Source organism: Methylophilus sp. (assembly GCF_052173275.1).
GTDB lineage: Bacteria > Pseudomonadota > Gammaproteobacteria > Burkholderiales > Methylophilaceae > Methylophilus.
Genome location: NZ_JBQMUL010000002.1, coordinates 3,016,773 through 3,033,419, shown reverse-complemented (window position 1 = coordinate 3,033,419; position 16,647 = coordinate 3,016,773). Strand labels below are relative to the sequence as shown.

21 protein-coding genes are annotated in these 16,647 nt (G+C 51.0%); 13 read left to right on the top strand and 8 right to left on the bottom strand.

Annotation, left to right across the window (positions count from 1 at the left end):
- Positions 1–16: 16 nt before the first annotated feature.
- The 3 genes from nuoN to ACTS9Y_RS15710 all read left to right on the top strand — a co-directional run bounded on the left by nuoN (position 17) and on the right by ACTS9Y_RS15710 (position 2,413).
- Positions 17–1,462 (top strand): NADH-quinone oxidoreductase subunit NuoN, encoded by a 1,446-nt coding sequence (gene nuoN, locus ACTS9Y_RS15720; protein ID WP_442586837.1) that lies wholly within the window; start codon positions 17–19, stop codon positions 1,460–1,462.
- Entirely contained in the window at positions 1,462–1,743 is a 282-nt protein-coding gene (locus ACTS9Y_RS15715; protein WP_442586836.1) for a DUF2818 family protein, read from the top strand. The genes nuoN and ACTS9Y_RS15715 overlap by 1 nt, the downstream gene beginning before the upstream one ends.
- A 136-nt stretch (positions 1,744–1,879) precedes the next feature.
- A complete protein-coding gene (locus ACTS9Y_RS15710) occupies positions 1,880–2,413 on the top strand; it encodes a phosphatase PAP2 family protein (RefSeq protein WP_442586835.1) in 534 nt (177 codons plus the stop codon).
- A gap of 104 nt (positions 2,414–2,517) precedes the next feature.
- Here the strand turns inward: ACTS9Y_RS15710 and ACTS9Y_RS15705 are convergent, their stop codons facing one another.
- The gene (locus ACTS9Y_RS15705) at positions 2,518–3,156 is read right to left on the bottom strand and encodes an FMN-binding negative transcriptional regulator (RefSeq protein ID WP_442586834.1); all 639 of its coding nucleotides are present in this window, start codon (positions 3,154–3,156) and stop codon (positions 2,518–2,520) included.
- Positions 3,157–3,174: 18 nt separating this feature from the next.
- Positions 3,175–3,375, bottom strand: coding sequence for a hypothetical protein (locus ACTS9Y_RS15700; protein WP_442586833.1), 201 nt, complete (start codon positions 3,373–3,375; stop codon positions 3,175–3,177).
- 103 nt (positions 3,376–3,478) lie between these two features.
- On the opposite strand from ACTS9Y_RS15700, the gene ACTS9Y_RS15695 reads away from it, so the two are divergent.
- The 3 genes from ACTS9Y_RS15695 (at position 3,479) to infA (ending at position 5,706) form a co-directional block, all read left to right on the top strand.
- A complete protein-coding gene (locus ACTS9Y_RS15695; RefSeq protein WP_442586832.1) occupies positions 3,479–4,888 on the top strand; it encodes an aminotransferase-like domain-containing protein in 1,410 nt (469 codons plus the stop codon).
- A 286-nt stretch (positions 4,889–5,174) separates the two neighbouring features.
- Complete coding sequence (locus ACTS9Y_RS15690) at positions 5,175–5,381, top strand: cold-shock protein (RefSeq protein WP_018985697.1); 207 nt, start codon at positions 5,175–5,177, stop codon at positions 5,379–5,381.
- A gap of 88 nt (positions 5,382–5,469) precedes the next feature.
- The gene (gene infA, locus ACTS9Y_RS15685) at positions 5,470–5,706 is read left to right on the top strand and encodes a translation initiation factor IF-1 (protein WP_055825931.1); all 237 of its coding nucleotides are present in this window, start codon (positions 5,470–5,472) and stop codon (positions 5,704–5,706) included.
- A gap of 76 nt (positions 5,707–5,782) precedes the next feature.
- Here infA and ACTS9Y_RS15680 read toward each other — a convergent pair whose 3' ends face one another.
- Together ACTS9Y_RS15680 and ACTS9Y_RS15675 are read right to left on the bottom strand one after the other, a co-directional pair.
- Entirely contained in the window at positions 5,783–6,001 is a 219-nt protein-coding gene (locus ACTS9Y_RS15680; RefSeq protein WP_442586831.1) for a DUF2798 domain-containing protein, read from the bottom strand.
- A 23-nt stretch (positions 6,002–6,024) separates the two neighbouring features.
- Positions 6,025–6,768: an SDR family oxidoreductase gene (locus ACTS9Y_RS15675; RefSeq protein WP_442586830.1), complete on the bottom strand. Its 744-nt coding sequence runs from the start codon at positions 6,766–6,768 to the stop codon at positions 6,025–6,027.
- Between the two features lie 133 nt (positions 6,769–6,901).
- Here ACTS9Y_RS15675 and ACTS9Y_RS15670 point away from each other — a divergent pair, with 133 nt between their 5' ends.
- Positions 6,902–7,543, top strand: coding sequence for a TetR/AcrR family transcriptional regulator (locus ACTS9Y_RS15670; protein WP_442586829.1), 642 nt, complete (start codon positions 6,902–6,904; stop codon positions 7,541–7,543).
- 13 nt (positions 7,544–7,556) lie between these two features.
- On the opposite strand, the gene ACTS9Y_RS15665 is transcribed toward ACTS9Y_RS15670, so the two are convergent.
- A complete protein-coding gene (locus tag ACTS9Y_RS15665) occupies positions 7,557–8,111 on the bottom strand; it encodes a TetR/AcrR family transcriptional regulator (protein ID WP_442586974.1) in 555 nt (184 codons plus the stop codon).
- A 44-nt stretch (positions 8,112–8,155) separates the two neighbouring features.
- On the bottom strand, positions 8,156–8,887 hold the full coding sequence (locus ACTS9Y_RS15660; RefSeq protein WP_442586828.1) for a hypothetical protein: 732 nt from the start codon (positions 8,885–8,887) through the stop codon (positions 8,156–8,158).
- 225 nt (positions 8,888–9,112) lie between these two features.
- Here ACTS9Y_RS15660 and ACTS9Y_RS15655 point away from each other — a divergent pair, with 225 nt between their 5' ends.
- From ACTS9Y_RS15655 to ACTS9Y_RS15630, 6 genes are read left to right on the top strand one after another with little or no spacing between them, the layout of a single operon-like run.
- Positions 9,113–10,159 carry an AAA family ATPase gene (locus ACTS9Y_RS15655; protein ID WP_442586827.1) on the top strand — a complete coding sequence of 349 codons (1,047 nt, stop codon included), beginning with the start codon at positions 9,113–9,115 and terminating at the stop codon, positions 10,157–10,159.
- Entirely contained in the window at positions 10,156–11,016 is an 861-nt protein-coding gene (locus ACTS9Y_RS15650) for a DUF58 domain-containing protein (protein ID WP_442586826.1), read from the top strand. The genes ACTS9Y_RS15655 and ACTS9Y_RS15650 overlap by 4 nt, the downstream gene beginning before the upstream one ends.
- A gap of 9 nt (positions 11,017–11,025) precedes the next feature.
- A complete protein-coding gene (locus ACTS9Y_RS15645; RefSeq protein ID WP_442586825.1) occupies positions 11,026–11,922 on the top strand; it encodes a hypothetical protein in 897 nt (298 codons plus the stop codon).
- Complete coding sequence (locus ACTS9Y_RS15640) at positions 11,922–12,887, top strand: vWA domain-containing protein (protein WP_442586824.1); 966 nt, start codon at positions 11,922–11,924, stop codon at positions 12,885–12,887. The genes ACTS9Y_RS15645 and ACTS9Y_RS15640 overlap by 1 nt, the downstream gene beginning before the upstream one ends.
- Entirely contained in the window at positions 12,887–13,423 is a 537-nt protein-coding gene (locus tag ACTS9Y_RS15635) for a hypothetical protein (RefSeq protein ID WP_442586823.1), read from the top strand. The genes ACTS9Y_RS15640 and ACTS9Y_RS15635 overlap by 1 nt, the downstream gene beginning before the upstream one ends.
- Positions 13,423–14,376, top strand: coding sequence for a vWA domain-containing protein (locus tag ACTS9Y_RS15630; protein ID WP_442586822.1), 954 nt, complete (start codon positions 13,423–13,425; stop codon positions 14,374–14,376). Before ACTS9Y_RS15635 ends, ACTS9Y_RS15630 begins: the two co-directional genes overlap by 1 nt.
- A 9-nt stretch (positions 14,377–14,385) precedes the next feature.
- Here ACTS9Y_RS15630 and ACTS9Y_RS15625 read toward each other — a convergent pair whose 3' ends face one another.
- Positions 14,386–15,543 (bottom strand): metallophosphoesterase, encoded by a 1,158-nt coding sequence (locus ACTS9Y_RS15625; protein ID WP_442586821.1) that lies wholly within the window; start codon positions 15,541–15,543, stop codon positions 14,386–14,388.
- Between the two features lie 135 nt (positions 15,544–15,678).
- The gene (locus ACTS9Y_RS15620; RefSeq protein ID WP_442586820.1) at positions 15,679–16,542 is read right to left on the bottom strand and encodes a zinc dependent phospholipase C family protein; all 864 of its coding nucleotides are present in this window, start codon (positions 16,540–16,542) and stop codon (positions 15,679–15,681) included.
- Positions 16,543–16,647: the final 105 nt, after the last annotated feature.

The following is a 16,647-nucleotide window of genomic DNA, read 5'->3' as shown; positions in this document are numbered from 1 at the left end:
GGCAGGATGTAAGAAAATGGATAATATGCAATTCGATTTGCTCGCCCTGTTGCCGGAACTGGTATTGCTCGGCATGGCCATGTTTATTTTGCTGCTGGATTTATTTATCCTGCCGCAAAACCGTTCCATCATTTATGGCCTGAGCCAGTTCACGCTGTTTGCAGCGGCATTCTTTACCTTTAAAACGCATACGCCTGCGGTTGGCTTTGCCTTCTCGCATATGTTTATCGACGACACTCTTTCAGACGTCATCAAAATGATGATGTACCTGGGAACGTCATTGATTTTTATCTATAGCCGTAAATACCTGCAAGACCGCAACCTCTACCGTGGTGAGTTCTACGCCATGGTGCTATTTGGCTTGCTGGGCATGATGATCATGGTTTCCGGTCATAACCTGCTGACTATTTATATCGGTCTGGAACTGCTGTCACTCTGTCTATACTCCCTGGTGGCGTTTGACCGCGATAACCCGCGCGCCTCAGAAGCCGCCATGAAGTACTTTGTGCTGGGTGCGCTGGCTTCAGGCATGCTGCTATACGGCATGAGCATGATTTACGGGATGACCGGCAGCCTGGATGTCAGTGATATCGCCAATAGCATTATGCAACAGAACAAGAGCCCGATATTGATCATGGGGCTGGTGTTCCTGGTGTCCGGTATCGCGTTCAAGTTTGGCGCTGTGCCTTTCCAGATGTGGGTGCCAGATGTGTATCAGGGTTCACCAACACCCATGACACTGCTCATCGGTTCCGTGCCCAAGCTGGCAGCTTTTGCAATGACGGTACGCTTGCTGGTGCAAGGTCTGCACCCGCTGGCGCAAGACTGGCAGGATATGCTGATGTTGATGGCGATCCTGTCCATCGTCATTGGTAACTTCAGTGCCATTGTGCAAACCAACCTTAAGCGCATGCTGGCTTATTCCACCATCTCGCATGTCGGCTTTATTCTGTTTGGCATGATGAGCGCGAATGCCAACGGCTTTGCCTCAAGCTTCTTTTATATCAGCACTTATGTACTGACCTCGATTGCCGGTTTTGGCATTATTCTGTTGTTAAGCCGCCAGGGCTTTGAAGCGGAAGAAATCGATGACCTGAAAGGCCTCAACCAGCGTCATCCGTGGTTTGCTTTCCTGATGCTGATCATTATGTTCAGCATGGCCGGCATCCCGCCAACGATTGGTTTTTATGCCAAATTCACCGTCTTGCAAGCGGCATGGCAGGCCGGGTTCACCTGGCAAGTGGTGCTGGCAGTATTGATGGCAGTGATTGGTGCTTTCTACTACCTGAATATCGTGCGCAAAATGTATTTTGACGCACCTTTGGATAACACGCCGCTGACTGCCCCGGTAGATATGCGTTTTGTATTAAGCGTACATTCACTGGCATTGCTGGGCCTGGGCTTGTTCCCGGAGATACTGCTCAGCGTCTGTGGCCGTAGTTTATTGATGAGCCTGCAATAATGTTGACCAAGTTTCTATATCTGGTGTTAATGGTGTTTATGGCCAATCTGGGCTGGATCTCGGATAAATGGCTGGGCATCGCAGGCACTATCAATCAATTATGGCAACGCTTTGCAGTGTTGCTGCCTGCGTATTTCATCACACTGGTGATCGCTTATTTTGTCGAGCAGCTGGTCATGGGCCAAGTCTGGCCTCAAGGCTGGGAGTTTTATAGCATCACCCTCTGTCTGTTCCTGGTGTTTTCATTTCCGGGCTTTGTCTACCGCGTGTTGTGGAAATAGTTCCTGGCTATATAGGCACGTCACATTAGTTTCACGAATCCTTCACGATAGGTTCAAGCATCCCCGTCACACTACGCTCACCTAAGTAGTCGGCTAACCCCAGCAGTATCAAGGTTAGTCCCGGAAAGGACTTGAGATGCTAAAACTACAACAAACGTTGGGATGGGTGCAGTCGGTAGACAGCCGGTTGTGTGTCAAAGTCAGTCATACCGGGCAGTATCGTTTTATCCGCCACTCGTTTCGCGCTATCTCGCGCATGGGTGATGGCATGTTCTGGTACTTGCTGATGCTGGTGATCGCCGTGACTCAAGGGCAACATGGTTTGTATGTTTGCCTGCAAATGCTCACCGTCGGACTGTCCGGCACGCTAGTCTACAAATGGCTCAAACATCGCACCAGTCGCCCAAGGCCGTTCCAGGTGCGCCAGGATGTATTGTTAAGCGGAACGCCACTGGATTATTTCAGTTTCCCCTCTGGCCATACCTTGCACGCCGTCGCATTCGGCATGGTCGCCGTGCAGCATTATCCGCAATTATTCCCGATTATTTACCCGTTTGTCGTATTGGTCGGTATGTCGCGTGTGGTATTGGGACTGCACTACCCGAGTGATGTGCTAGCCGGTGCAGGCATAGGCTATGTGTTAGTGGCACTGTATTCACCGCTGTTTTAAACTGGCTTTCACATAAATAAAACGGATGCTGTGGCATCCGTTTTTAATTGCTGCATACGATCTAGCATTCCATCCTAAATTCTATCTGCACCCAAGCGCCTACCTTACAGATGATTGACGCGGGCAATGACAGATGCCATTGCATGGTCTTGCTGTTGATCACGCGCACGTAACCCCTGCAGCACACCCAACTGATTCTCAACAGCTTGATTCTGGCTGGCTTTGCATTTACCTGTCAGGTGGGTAATCTCTATTTCAATGCCCACAACAGCGTCTATGAGTTTGTCTATAAACGCGGCAGGTGCATCGTCAAGCCGCCACGGCTTTTCAAATCTACTCTCGTGATCTGCGGTCAGTGTTTCAAGATGCGCGCGCAACCATTGGGCATCATCCATGAGTTTGAATGTGCCGTGTGCATGCACCACCACATAATTCCAGGTCGGCACCACCATGCCTGCGCGCGCCTTGGTTGCATACCAGGAAGGGGAGATATAAGCATGCGGGCCATGGAAGATCGCCAGTACTTCCTGGCCATCCATGATCTCTTTGCATAGCGGGTTGGCTCTGGCGACGTGACCGATCAAACTGCCTAATGCGTCTTTCTTTTGCGCGAAGTGCAGCGGCAGGTGATTAGCATTAATACTATTTGATGAGGTTGATACCAGTGTTGCCAATGGGTACGCACGCACCGTCTCGTGCAAGGCATCCGTATCAGTCTCGGAAAAGTGTTTTGGTATATACATGCTCAATGCTTCTGTTAGTTAAAGCGGTAGAAGCTGGCCTCTGACCAGTACGAATTGCTGCTGCGCCTGCGCTGAAGGAAGGCACAAAGCGCCTGCAGAGATGTTGGCAACACATACTGCGCGGTTGCCATCTGCAACGATGCTCTGCGAAGGCGCGCTTCCACGCTGGATAAGTAAACAGATGACTGCCACTACAACGCTGATGATGAAGTATTTCATACGGACTCTTACCCTTGATAACGCTCGCATCATAAGCATGATTACATGTACACTACATATACAATTTATAAACAATTAAACACACTGTACCGGCCCTATGACCATGCCAGTTACGCAAGCACTCATTACATTAAATCCGCTGGACGCTATCCCGCTGGTGGAGCAGATCGTCACTGGTATTAAACAACTGGTGGAACAGCGGGTGTTGCGTGCCGGGATGCGATTGCCATCCATCCGCGATTTCGCCGTGCAGCATGACATCAGCCGTTTTACCGTGGTCGATGCCTACGACAGGCTGGTCGCGCTAGGCTATTTATTATCAAGACGCGGTTCTGGGTTTTATGTCGCCCCACTGACAAAAGTTGAAGAAGCCACGCCGCAAACAACTTTTCTCGAACGGGCAGATGATGTGCTGTGGCTGTTACACAATACTTTCAGGGATGTGCCCGATGTGGTCAGGCCAGGTTGCGGCTGGTTGCCCGGCGATTGGCTGGATGAAAAAGTCATCCAAAAAAGCCTGCATGAGCTTTCCCGCAAGCCAGGGTCGTTTTTGACTGCTTATGGCGATGTCAGTGGCTATCTTCCTCTGCGTCAGCAACTGTCTCAGAAAAATCTTGCCGATATCGGTATCAGTGCAGATGCACAGCAGATCATTATGACCAATGGTGCATCGCACGGGCTGGATCTGGTGGCCAGGCTATTTATCCAGCCAGGCGATGTGGTGCTGGTGGATGACCCAGGCTATTACACCTTGTTTGGTTACCTGAAATCCCTGGGTGCCAGGCTGATAGGCGTGCCACGTCTGACCAATGGCCCGGATATCAATGTGCTGCAACAGCAGCTTGAAACTTACAAGCCCAAGCTTTTCTTCACTAATACAGTGTTACATAACCCGACTGGCACCAGTACCAGCGCAGCGATTGCGCATCAGTTATTGCAACTGGCAGAAAAGTCTGGCTTATATATCGTCGAAGATGACATTTACGGGGATTTTCATTCGCAGCATGCGACGCGGCTGGCAGCGCTCGATCAGCTGAATCGGGTGATTTATGTCAGCAGTTATTCCAAAACCATCTCGGCCAGCATGCGGGTTGGTTTTATAGCCTGCCATCGCGAGCTGGCCATGCGGTTGCTTGACCTGAAACTGCTGACAGGGCTGACCACTTCCGAGATCAATCAGCGCATCATGTACCAGATCCTGGTAGAAGGGCGCTATCGTAAACATATTGAAAAAATACGCACAAGGCTGGAAATCAAGAGAGGGCAGGTGATACGCGAGTTAGAAGCCTGTGGGTTACAGATTCATGCCGAACCGGCTGGTGGCATGTTTGTGTGGGCGCAGCTTGCGGATGGGGGCAATGCTGCTGAAGTAGCGACCATGGCATCCAGGCAAAATATCATGCTGGCACCGGGCAATCTGTTCAGGCCGTATCAGGAACCATCATCGTGGTTGCGTTTCAACGTGGCGCATTGCGATGATCCCAGGATTTTTACATTATTAAGTACGCTATAAATGCAAAATACTGCCGAATATCATCTGAATTTGAGTCGATCTGATCTGATAAATCAGGGCTTTTATGCCCTGTAGCCCTTGAAATCTAATGATTTTTTTGATTTTTAAAACGTTTATCAAATATTTGTTGCCAATCTCGAATATTCCGTGCATAGTGTGCCCTCACGAAGTTCAAGTAGTGTCGTTGTTCTATGGTTCTATCTTTTGGTGTATCGTTACTTCCCGCCATCTTGATCCTCGTTATGGGCATTAGCCCGAATTATCAATTTTCATTCAAGGATTTATCATGGTAACAGGTTCAGTTAAATGGTTTAACGATTCAAAAGGTTTTGGCTTCATCACTCCTGACAATGGCGGCGAAGATTTGTTCGCGCACTTCTCTGCGATTCAATCTGCAGGCTTCAAAACTTTGAAAGAAAACCAACGCGTAAGCTTTGAAGTAGCTACTGGCCCTAAAGGTAAGCAAGCTGCAAATATTCAAATCATTGAATAATTCAATGCATGTCCGCAAGGCTGATTAATCGGCCTACCGGAAAAGGGCCCGGAAATTCCGGGCTTTTTTTATTGAAAAAGGATGCTGAATGGCAAAAGAAGAATTAATTGAGATGCAGGGTGCAGTCACCGAGATTCTGCCGGATGCACGCTACCGCGTGAAGCTGGAAAACGGTCATGAATTGATCGCTTATACCGGCGGCAAAATGCGTAAACATAAAATCCGTATTCTGGCGGGCGACAAGATCACGATTGAGATGTCACCGTATGATATGGACAAAGGCCGTATTATTTTCCGTCACCTGGAACCACGCAAGCCGTTCTAACCTGCCCGTCAGTCATATGCGAGCAGGCCTGCCAGCCTGGCAGACCAGCCTCGCGCTCGCCTTCCACAAGCCATGACTAATCGTGGTCTTGCACCAGCCGTTCCGTCAGCCGTAATAACCATGGCGCCACCACCAGAATACTGATAAATACGATAGGCCAGGCCACTACAATGCTGGTCAACCATTTCTCAAACAACAACGCCACCGGCACGCCATGTATGAGCAGAATTGAGATGCTCACAATATTCACCGTCACCAGTGACATCAACACCGCGAATAGCAACTGGCGTTTCATTGCCACTCGTGGATGAGTGTTTCCTACCATGGCAATGCCTGGTCTTCATGAAAATACCCACCTGTAGGGCCATTGTCGTCCAGCGTCGCCAGGCGCACGGATGTTTTCCAGCTATCGCTGATTTCCATAGGCGCATCAGGGCCACCCAAGTCAGTTTTTACCCAGCCAGGATGTGCAGAGTTGACTTTGATGTGGCTATCTTTCAAAGCGTGTGCCAGGTGGATGGTAAACATATTCAGTGCTGTTTTTGACGCGTTATAAGCCAACCCTTTTGCGACATCGATAGGTGAGTCGGGTGTGCTATGCAAGGTTTGAGAGCCGAGTATGCTAGACAGGTTAACGATACGTGCGGCTGGCGCTTTTTGCAATAAAGGCAATAAGGCTTGCGTCAGTGCCACCACGGCGAAGAAATTAGCTTCAAACGTTTCTTTCAAAGTGTCCTGGTCAACGGTGACAGTGTTGTTCTGGCCGATCAGTGTTTCTTTCAATATGCCTGCGTTATTAATTAAGATATCCAGTTTGCCAAAACGTGACTGTAAAGCTTCAGCCACCGCCTGTGGTGAGTTTGACAATGCAGCGTCATAATGCAGATATTCTGCATCGACACCTTTAGCCTTCAACTCTGCTACCGCCTCAGCCCCTTTAGTATTATCACGTGCGCCCAGAATGATTTTTATTCCTTGTTCACCCAGATGCTTTGCGGTTTCAAAGCCGATACCACGGTTTGCACCAGTGATAAAAGCGATACGTTGTTGGGAAGTGCTCATGTTGAATTTCCTTTTCATTTGACATTATTTAAATTAAATACCAATCGGTAAATAAATAATACTGTCGATATTTAAAGGTGTCAACATATTTTGTACCAAATGGTATAATAAATGAAAATTTAATCAGGTATCTATGATGAATGAATCTCTAACTCCCAGAAAACGTGGTCGACCAGTCGCTTTTGATTACGATACTGCGCTGGAAAAAGCGATGTATGCTTTTTGGCAGCATGGTTATGAAGGGACTTCGATGGCGACCTTGATGACTGCCATGGATATGAATAAAGCCAGTATTTATGCCGCCTATGGCAGTAAAGAGGCTTTATTCCAGAAAGCAGTAGAGGCTTATGTGCAAGGGCCAGCGGGCTTTATCGCCGAATCTCTGCAAGCAACGACTGCCGCAAAGGTGATCCATGCATTATTGACTCAAGCCGCGCATATGCTAACAGACGAAAGTCATGCAGCAGGCTGTCTGGTGACTAAAGGTGCGCTGGCTGGCAGCGCTGAAGCTGCCAGTATGCAGGCCTTGTTAAGTGGGTATCGGAATACGATAGAGCTAAAGCTGGGGCAGCGTTTTGAACGTGCCAAGTCGGATGGGGATTTAGCACCTCAGACAGACACGGCTGCGCTGGCTAAACTGGTGATGACCTTGCATCAGGGGATGACGGTTCAAGCGGTGAGCGGGGTAGAACAAGCTGAATTACTGGCAATGGTCACCATGGCGACGCAGCTGATTAACGCCTATGTCGTTACCATGCAAAAGGTAGAGACATAGGCGCTACTCTAAGTCAGGTGGCGTTGTGTACCAGGGTGATGGCTGCCAGTTTTGCACGTGTAGCCGCACCGGTATTTGGCGCAAGCCGTTCAACCAGAGCCGCCCCTTCAAACAAGATGGTTAATTGCTGGCCAAGGGCTTCCGGGTCTTTAGCACCCGCATTACGGGCAATCTTGCACAAGTAGGTTTGCAGCTCTACCGACAGCACAGCTGAATATTGATTGATAGGGTGCTCAGGGTCGGGGAACTCCACAGCGGCAATATGGAAAGGCAAACCATGAAACTCTGGCTGCGTGATCCATTGCTCCAGCAGTTCGCACAATTGAATCAGCAATTCGATCGATTCAGTTTTCTGTGTCGCCAGTTGCGCATTCAGCCAGCCATAAAACTTGTCAGACTTCTCACGCAAATAGGCGGTGATCAGCAGGTTTTTGCTGGGGAAGTGCTTATATAACGTGGCTTTGGCAACGCCAGCTTCCATGATAATCGTATCAACACCTGAAGCCTGGATGCCTCTGGTATCAAACAGGCTACTGGCAATGGTTAATATTTTCTCTCGCATGTTCATCACTTATCCTTTTTACCCATCACTGGGATATCCCGATTTTTTGCTTATGGCCTTGGTAAACGTTCGCGACCTTGCGGGCGCATGAGTTCTTGCGGATACAGGCAGCTGACGTATCCAAGCGCTTGTCGTAATTGCTCCACATGGTCAACATCTACCTTGCCTTTCGTTACAAACATGATAAACGCCTGACGCTGTGCATCGGGCAGCATTGCCGCCTGCGGCAGTTGGCAACTGCCAGCTTGCATCTTCTGATACGCCAGGTTCAGCAGGCTGATGGTCACCGGATCAGCTGTACCACTAGTTTCACTCAATTGCACTTCGTCATACGGCGAGTACTCAGAAGGCATAGGCTTGTGACCGGGTGTGACCATGGTCATCCATACCACACAGAGCGTCACCAGCATGCCCAAAGACAGTGAGCGTTGCCATGATTGCCCGCCTAACTGGGTATGGACTGATTGCTCAAATAAATGCCAGGCGGTGTCCTCACCCGTTTGCGCCTGCACACGTATGGCACCTACCGCCTGAAAAAACCATTGGTCCAGCAGAGTAGGCGAGATTTCTGCCGTCGAGCTTTGCTGCGCCTGGTCTATCAATTCGCGGATATGCAAAATATCCTGTGCGTTTAATGCTGCGCTCGCACCAAGTGCAGTCACGCGTTGCGTGTTCCAGGCCACTAACTGGTGTCGCAGCCTGTAAAACGGCGCATGCCTGCTCCATTGCTTCAACCCGAGCTGCCAAAGGCCATGCAATGTGTAAGCCTTTGCTGTACGCATACAACGCTGGCCTGTCTTATTCACAATCGCTAGTACATTCACGCTGATAACCCCTAAAAATCTTCTTGCTTTTTTTTCGATGGCTGCAGTAGACTAGAAATAAGTGAACAGACCTGTCTGCATATTAGCGTGGCAAACCACAAATTGCAACCAGTTCTTTCGCACCTTTTCCAGAAGCTACTTTGGCATCATAGCCCCGGCTGAATTTGTAAACAAGGGATAACCATGACATCCGTATCAATCGAAACACAATTGACCGAGTGGCGCGACCATGCGCTGACACTCGAAAACGAAGTGAAAAAAGTAGTGGTCGGCCAGGACAAAGCGATACGCGCGATTAATATCGCCATTTTCGCCCGCGGCCATGTGCTGCTTGAAGGCGGTGTGGGCGTAGGTAAAACCACCTTGCTGCAATCGATTGCCCGTGGTTTGGGTGGCGCTTATGAGCGTATTGAAGGCACTGTGGATTTAATGCCGAATGACCTGATCTACCATACTTTTTTGGGTGAGGATGGTCGGCCAAAAGTTGAAGAGGGCCCTTTGTTGAGGGCAGGTGAGCAGCTATCAGTGTTTTTCTTTAACGAGATCAACCGTGCCCGACCGCAGGTGCACGCATTGATGTTGCGCGTGATGGCTGAACGGCACATCAGCGCGTTCAAAAAAGAATATCGCTTGCCGCACATGCTGGTATTCGCCGACCGTAATCAGGTGGAAAAAAACGAAACCTTCGAGATTCCGTCCGCCGCACGTGACCGTTTTATGATGGAGATCCCGATCGAGATCCCCGATGACCGCGCGCTGCGCAAAGCCTTGATGTTCGATGTGAAGTTCCAGCATGCCGAGCGCCTGACGCAACAAGTGAATGCAGGCGTTCTTGCCTACGATCAGCTGAATGCGTTCTCAGACATATTGCAAAGCCATATCCGCTCCAGTGATGTGCTGGAAGACTATGCGCTGGACTTGTGGGAATCGACACAAAAACCATCTGCCTTCGGTATTCAGCTCGATAGCGTAGATGTTAATCGCCTGATCCACACCGGCGCCAGCCCTCGCGGCATGGGCATGCTGCTAAAAGCGGCGCGTGTACATGCCTGGCTCATGGGTCGTGACAGTTTGTTCCCGGAAGATATCCACGCGGTGTTCCATGAAATCATTGCGCATCGATTAGTGCTTAACCCGATGTTCGAGAGCCGTCGCACCGAGCTGTCGCGTGAACTGACCAACCAGATCCTGGCTTCAGTCAGCGTGCCTTCCAAGGCTAAAGCAGCATGATCCCAGACTACGCCCAGCCTTTTTTCTACCAGGTGCCCTGGCGTTCAGCCAGCGTGCACACGGGTGAGCACCTGGGCATACAGCGTGGTCCGGGGGATGAGTTCAGCAAGCATGTCTCACTGGTGGATTATCCAGATGCCAGGCGCGTGGATCTACGGCAAACCATACGTGACCCTTACGAGCAGGTTCAGGTACGCGTATTCAAGCAGGAAGCCTCTTCGCCGCTGTACGCCGTGTGCGATCTGTCCAGTTCCATGCAGTTTCAGGGGCAGATGCGCAAGCTGGATACCGTGAAAGCGGTGGCGGCATCGATTGCCTGCTCCGCGCACGAGAACAGCGACCTGTTCGGCTTGGTGAGTTATGACCAGCACGTGATCCCGCATTTGAGTATGCCGCCGGGGCATCATGCGCATCAATCGTTTGCCACCATTGCCGAGCTGGGTGATTTTCGCAGTGCCCGCCGCGATGGCAGCGGCATCGTTGAAGCAGCTGGTTTACTGGGTCAGCAAAAAGGCCTGGTGTTCTGGATTTCTGACTTCCATTTGCCATTGTCATTGATAGAGCATGGCTTGAACCTGATGGCCAATCACCAGATCATCCCCATCGTATTGTGGGACCCGCTGGAGTATCAGCGTTTACCGCGTTTTGGTTTCGGCAATTTGCAGGACCCGGAAACCGGCGAGCAAAAAACTATTTTCTTCCGTCAGGCCATCCGCGCGCAGTTCGTCGAGATGTTTGAACAACGTAAACAGGCGCTGGATCAACTGTTTGCGCGGTTTGATATCCGGCCACTGTATGTCGATGGGCGCTTTGAAGCCGCCTTGCTGTCGGACTATTTTGAACAACTTATCCATTAGAGTGTGCTGATGAAACAGATTTTTTTAGGGTGGTTGATCGCCTGTGTGTGCCCCAGCCTGGTCTATGCCGAAGATGCTGCACCTAAAGTGCAGGTGCTCAGTGTGCATAACCCGGCTTCTTATGCCGGGATACAGATTGGTGATGTGTTACAACGCACCATCCAGCTTTCGGTGGCAGCGAATGATCAGCTCAACGATAGCAACCTGCCGCTCAAAGGCTTGCAACGCAATGGCGTGGAACTCAGGCAATTGAAAGTCGATAGCCGCAAGCAGGGCGATAAACAAGTGTACACGCTGGTATTTGATTATCAGGTATTTGCCAGCAGTGGCAAACCGGTACAACTGCAACTGCCTGCCGAACAACTGACTTTTAACAGTGGTGCCACCGCTGAATTACCTTCCTGGCGCTTCTGGCTGATGGCGCAGTTGCCGGACCAGTTGCAAAAAGCCAAACAAAGTGTGATTGCCCAATATCCTCCCGCATTACTGGATACCCAGACGCCACAACGTGGGTTAGCCCTAAGCCTGTTGCTGGCACTGGTTGGCGGCCTGGTATTGCTTTACCGACATGCTGACTGGACCTTATTGCCTATGGTCAATGGCCAGTTTGCGCGCGCTTACCGCAAACTAAAAAAGCTGCCGGCGAATGCCGAAGGACAGAAGCAGGCGGCCCTGATCGTGCAAGACGCTCTGAACCAGCGCTTTGGACAGCAAATGCTGGGTAAACATGTGGCTGAATTTGTCGCGCAACAGCCTGCTTTTAAACCGCTGGAGCAAGAGTTGCATACTTTCTTTGCCCAGGCCAATGCGGTGCTGTATAGCGGGCAAACCCATGATGCCGCGGCCTATCTGCAGCAATGTAAAACCTTTACGCGCCAGTTGCGCGATTGTGAACGGGGCGTCTGATGCATTGGTTACACCCCTGGTTCTTGCTGCTGTTACCGGTAGCCGCCGTGCCTTTTCTGTTGAAAAGTAGGCATGCGCAATCTTACTCCTGGTTGCAAATGGTGCCTGCCGACCCGTTCTCTGATACTGCCAATCGCCTGGTGAAAGCTGCGACTTCACTGATGCTGCTTTGCCTGGTACTGGCGCTGGCCAGCCCGCAGGGTGATAGCCACCAGGAGCAAAAAGTCGGCAAAGGTGCGCAAAGCGTCTTCGTGATTGATCGCAGTGTGAGTATGGATCACCCGTTTGCCGGGCAAAGCACTGGCGGCCATGCGGCAGAGATTAAATCCGCCGCTGCCAGACGCTTGATCACCGCGTTTATTGATTCCCGGCCGGATGACATGATGGGCGTGGTTGGTTTCACCAATTCGGCCCTGTATGGCATGAAGATCACCACCAACCGCGATGGCATACACTCGGCGATACAGGCAGCCACTGGCCCGGCCTTGAACCAGACCAATATCGGCGCGGGCATTACCAATGCCGTGACCTTGTTTGAGAATATCGCCAGCACAGGGTCACGTGCGATTGTATTGTTGTCGGATGGTGCCGGTAAATTAAGCCCGCGCGTGAAATACCAGATCCAAAAACAGCTGACAGGTAAAAAAATCAATCTGTACTGGATCGTGCTGCGTGAACCGGATGACATCAGCATTTTCAGTGACAACATCTATGAAGAAGAACGTACGCCGGAAGCGATTTCGCTGGACAGGTTTTTCCGTTCACTCAAAGTGAAATACAAGGCCTTTGAGGCGGATAACGCCACGGCGCTTGAATCTGCTTTGCGCGAGATCGACGCCAAGGAAAAAAATGTCATTCAATACGCCATCATTATTCCCGGACACGACTACGCCAAAGACCTGATCGTGGCGGCCTTGTTGTTAGGCTTGGGCTTGGTGCTGGTTAAACATATAAGGATGTACTAATGGCAACACATGCAAAAAAAGCCAATTGGCTATGGGGTAGCATCACCGTGGCGGGCATTATCGGCGCAATCTATTTTGGTTGGCAGTTGCAGTCACTTCAGGCACTGAACCAGAAGATCCAGAGTGGCGGCTTGATCAAAGAGAAAGAATATCCTTACTTGCAGCGCTTTACTGCGGCTTATGACCAGGGTAAACACAACGATTACAAGCATGCGGTGCAGACTTATGCGCAACTGCTGGAAGTGTCGCCACCAGAAGCCGAGTTACCGCATATCCATTTCAATATCGGTAATAACCTGTTTTTGTCCGGCTTGGTGCGTACGGTCAATGAGGATGGCTCGTTCCAGGATGAAGCGCGCTACGCATTCACTCAGGCGAAAATCGCTTATGAGCAGTCATTGCGTTTGCAGCCAGCAGATAAAGCGGCCAAATTCAATTTGAGTTTATTGTACTCGGTGATGGCGCGTGGCATGCAGGCGGGTGCTAAAGACCAGTCGCATATGGAACTCAGTAACCTGCCGATCGGATTGCCATAATGAAAGTCATTGCATGGCTGAAACAGTATTATGAGCCGGTGCTGTATGTACTTGCATTGGCTCTGCTGGTTTTGGCGCTGGTGAAACCCAGCATACAGCTCAGGCAGCAGGTGCAGCATTATCTGCTGATCACCGATGTGTCGCAGAGTATGAATGCGGAAGATGAAACGCTGAACCAGAAAAAGGTCAGCCGCATTGCCTACGCCCAACACTTGATGAAACAGATCGTACATAAGGCGCCATGCGGCACTTATTTCAGCCTAGGCATTTTTGCTTCTGATAACGTGGCCATGCTGCAAACGCCGCTGGAAGTATGCAAAAACCTGGATGTGATCAGCGATGGTATTGACCACCTTGAGTGGCGCATGGCCTGGAAAGGCAATAGCCGGCTGAGTTTTTCCGTGCATGCCGCGACGCATATTTATGATGCGCTGAATCAACCGGCCCAGATGCTGTTTTTTACTGATGGCGATGAAGCGCCACGCGTGAATGTGACTATCAAGCAAGATTTAAGCGGCGTGCAGATTGGCGAGTTTTTCACGTTTGTCGGCGTCGGTGGCCCGGAAAAAGTGGCGATCACGCGTTATAACACAGCAAATAAGCCGGTAGGTTATTGGCCAGTCAGCGAAAATAATAATGCAGGCGCGGTGGGCGTGACTTATGCCGACCCGAGCAGCGATGAACCCGACCCACCCGTGGCTTACGCCGAATATGACCGCATGTTGTCACAACTGGAAGAAGACTACCTGAAAGAACTATCTGCCGAATTTAAAGGCAGTTATCTTAAAGGGCAGGACCAGCAGGCGTTTTATCAAGCGATTGCGGCAAAAAAAGCCACGGCCAGTTTTGTCACAGACTATCCGCTGCGCGTAGTGTATCTTGTGCTGGCAATCTTGCTGGTATTAGCAAGTTATTTGCCTGATGTACTGTACCGCAGACGCGTTGAAGCTTGATACACGGCTTTAATCATGATCAGGCACCAGCGTCAGGCAGGTGATTTCTGAGGGGGAGCCAAAACGGTTTGGCGGCCCCCAGTAGCCAGTACCTCTGTTCACATACACCCACAGATCTTTTAATCTATGCAGGCCTGCGACATAAGGTTGTTGCAGTGGCACAAGGTATTTCCAGGGCCAGAATTGCCCGCCATGCGTATGGCCAGATAACTGCAGATCAAAGCCTGCCGACTCGGCTGCTTTGGCGCTGAGTGGCTGGTGCGCGAGCAGGATCTTTGGCGCATGCGCGGGCGCTCCGGCAATCGCCGCATGCGGGTCGCTCTGGTGATGCGCATAAAAGCCGCCTGCGGTGAAGTCTGTCACCCCCGCCAGTACCAAGGTTGCCCCGTCATGCGATAGTTGCACATGTTCGTTCAGCAACACCTGTATGCCTAGGCGTTGTAACTCCTCAATCCAGTCCAGTGCGCCAGAATAATATTCATGGTTGCCAGTGACAAAAAAGCTGCCGTGGCGTGCCGTCAATGCAGCTAATGGCTGGGTATGGGTGGCGAGTTCGCTCACGCGGCCATCCACCAGGTCGCCGGTAATGGCGATCAGGTCGGCTTCCAGCCCATTGACGCGATTGACGATACGGGAAAGGTAACCTTGCTTGATGGTAGGGCCAACGTGGATATCGCTGATCTGCACAATACGGAAGCCGTGCAGCACCGTTGGCAGATTGCGCAAAGGCACCTTGATTTTCACCACACTGGCTAATCTGCGGGCGTTAAAGAAACCGATCACGCTGATGGCCAGCGCGCCCAGGATGGTCAGTAAAGCCGTATTCTTTTCCATGGCTGTGAAATCGGCCTGCAGCAGATGCAAGGCGTCCAAAAGGGCTACCAGAAGCAGGAAAACATCACGTAACAAGGTCAGTACCAGCAGCGAAGAAAACACCCCCATCAGCGTCATGGAGATCCAGCTGCTGATATCACGTAGCGCCTGATCGCGAAAGCGGCGCGCCAGGAAAGCAACCGGTTGTAACAACGTTGAGAGGATCAGGAAGCCCCAGCCTGACCACATCACCCAGTCTGCCCAGGCCAGGCTGTTGAGCAAACGTGTGCCTATGTAATAGTGTAAAACGCTGACCAGCGTGGTGACAGTAAGCAAAAAACGTAAGGGCGGCATGCGGAGATAGTGGGGTGGCGAGTGGGATAGGGGTTAGATGGTGGCTACTGTCTTAGATTCAAGTGAGCAGGCAAGTATTGTCGCTGTCACTGCCTGAACGCAGGCAATCTGGTGCACACCCAGCTAGCTCACGGCTTAACTATCGGGCTGGTTAAACCACTGATGCTGGTACTGCTCAAAAGCGCTGATGGCGCGGGTAGGGCGCAGCCTGGCATCTTGCAGGCATTTGCGGCGCCAGTCATCCAGCTGTTCCATGCCCAGATTCACATGCTCGGCATGCAATGACGGGAACGATCCATTCAGTAATTGCGGCAAGTCCTGCAATGCCAAGCCCACCTGATCGCGGTAATAACCCAATTTTTGTTCAAACTCGTTATCCAGCCTGCCATAGCGGCGCAACAAATATTGCGGGATATGCGACAGGCGCAAGGCCTGGTCGGCAGTGGCCAGTCTGGAAACCGCTTTATCCACGATGCCCGGCGCACATTGCATGGTGTGGGTTAAGGTCTCGACGATGGTTTTGCGGTGTATACGTAATAGTTTGGAAGGTGAGGGAAGCGCTGCGTTATGCAGGTAAGCATCCATCGCCCATTCGGCAGCCGCATGCGTGAGCACACTGTCGTGCTGCCACTTGGCTTCAAACGTAGGCACAAAATGCTGGTGGGCGACTACATCGGTGAGCAAGTGTATGTTATAGCCTATCCCTAGCGCCAATTGCCTGTCATTACGGGTGTGCAGTAACTGCTGGCCCATGCCCCAGCCATGGCTATGATTAAATGTGCGCGATACCACCGCCAGGTCTGGCAGGCAGGCGCCAGCCATCACCAGGCCCGGGTAGCGGCGCATGACGCCCAGCCACGGCAAAGGCAATAGCGGTAATGTTTGCAGCCAACTGTGGGTGTAAGCGACATGTGAATACAAGCCCCAGGCATGCGCCTCGCCTGGTATTGCAATCAATATCAGCAGCATCAATGAACATTGCAGGAGTCGCTTTTGCATGTGCGCACTTTGCGCGCGTGAGATGACAGATCAATGACGGTTGTATGACGTTGATATGAAAGCGATTTTCGTCATAAAAGCATCACGGACGCTTGTTAAAGTATG

Excerpts from the sequence above, each read along its gene's own strand:
- ACTS9Y_RS15655 (WP_442586827.1), top strand. The coding sequence starts at position 9,113 with ATGACATCCGTATCAATCGAAACACAATTGACCGAGTGGCGCGACCAT.
- ACTS9Y_RS15670 (WP_442586829.1), top strand. The coding sequence starts at position 6,902 with ATGATGAATGAATCTCTAACTCCCAGAAAACGTGGTCGACCAGTCGCT.
- ACTS9Y_RS15715 (WP_442586836.1), top strand. The coding sequence starts at position 1,462 with ATGTTGACCAAGTTTCTATATCTGGTGTTAATGGTGTTTATGGCCAAT.
- ACTS9Y_RS15620 (WP_442586820.1), bottom strand. The coding sequence starts at position 16,542 with ATGCAAAAGCGACTCCTGCAATGTTCATTGATGCTGCTGATATTGATT.
- ACTS9Y_RS15625 (WP_442586821.1), bottom strand. The coding sequence starts at position 15,543 with ATGCCGCCCTTACGTTTTTTGCTTACTGTCACCACGCTGGTCAGCGTT.
- ACTS9Y_RS15675 (WP_442586830.1), bottom strand. The coding sequence starts at position 6,768 with ATGAGCACTTCCCAACAACGTATCGCTTTTATCACTGGTGCAAACCGT.
- ACTS9Y_RS15650 (WP_442586826.1), top strand. The coding sequence starts at position 10,156 with ATGATCCCAGACTACGCCCAGCCTTTTTTCTACCAGGTGCCCTGGCGT.
- ACTS9Y_RS15680 (WP_442586831.1), bottom strand. The coding sequence starts at position 6,001 with ATGAAACGCCAGTTGCTATTCGCGGTGTTGATGTCACTGGTGACGGTG.
- ACTS9Y_RS15645 (WP_442586825.1), top strand. The coding sequence starts at position 11,026 with ATGAAACAGATTTTTTTAGGGTGGTTGATCGCCTGTGTGTGCCCCAGC.
- ACTS9Y_RS15635 (WP_442586823.1), top strand. The coding sequence starts at position 12,887 with ATGGCAACACATGCAAAAAAAGCCAATTGGCTATGGGGTAGCATCACC.
- ACTS9Y_RS15665 (WP_442586974.1), bottom strand. The coding sequence starts at position 8,111 with ATGAACATGCGAGAGAAAATATTAACCATTGCCAGTAGCCTGTTTGAT.
- ACTS9Y_RS15640 (WP_442586824.1), top strand. The coding sequence starts at position 11,922 with ATGCATTGGTTACACCCCTGGTTCTTGCTGCTGTTACCGGTAGCCGCC.
- ACTS9Y_RS15700 (WP_442586833.1), bottom strand. The coding sequence starts at position 3,375 with ATGAAATACTTCATCATCAGCGTTGTAGTGGCAGTCATCTGTTTACTT.
- ACTS9Y_RS15695 (WP_442586832.1), top strand. The coding sequence starts at position 3,479 with ATGCCAGTTACGCAAGCACTCATTACATTAAATCCGCTGGACGCTATC.
- ACTS9Y_RS15710 (WP_442586835.1), top strand. The coding sequence starts at position 1,880 with ATGCTAAAACTACAACAAACGTTGGGATGGGTGCAGTCGGTAGACAGC.
- ACTS9Y_RS15690 (WP_018985697.1), top strand. The coding sequence starts at position 5,175 with ATGGTAACAGGTTCAGTTAAATGGTTTAACGATTCAAAAGGTTTTGGC.
- ACTS9Y_RS15705 (WP_442586834.1), bottom strand. The coding sequence starts at position 3,156 with ATGTATATACCAAAACACTTTTCCGAGACTGATACGGATGCCTTGCAC.
- infA (WP_055825931.1), top strand. The coding sequence starts at position 5,470 with ATGGCAAAAGAAGAATTAATTGAGATGCAGGGTGCAGTCACCGAGATT.
- nuoN (WP_442586837.1), top strand. The coding sequence starts at position 17 with ATGGATAATATGCAATTCGATTTGCTCGCCCTGTTGCCGGAACTGGTA.
- ACTS9Y_RS15660 (WP_442586828.1), bottom strand. The coding sequence starts at position 8,887 with ATGCGTACAGCAAAGGCTTACACATTGCATGGCCTTTGGCAGCTCGGG.
- ACTS9Y_RS15630 (WP_442586822.1), top strand. The coding sequence starts at position 13,423 with ATGAAAGTCATTGCATGGCTGAAACAGTATTATGAGCCGGTGCTGTAT.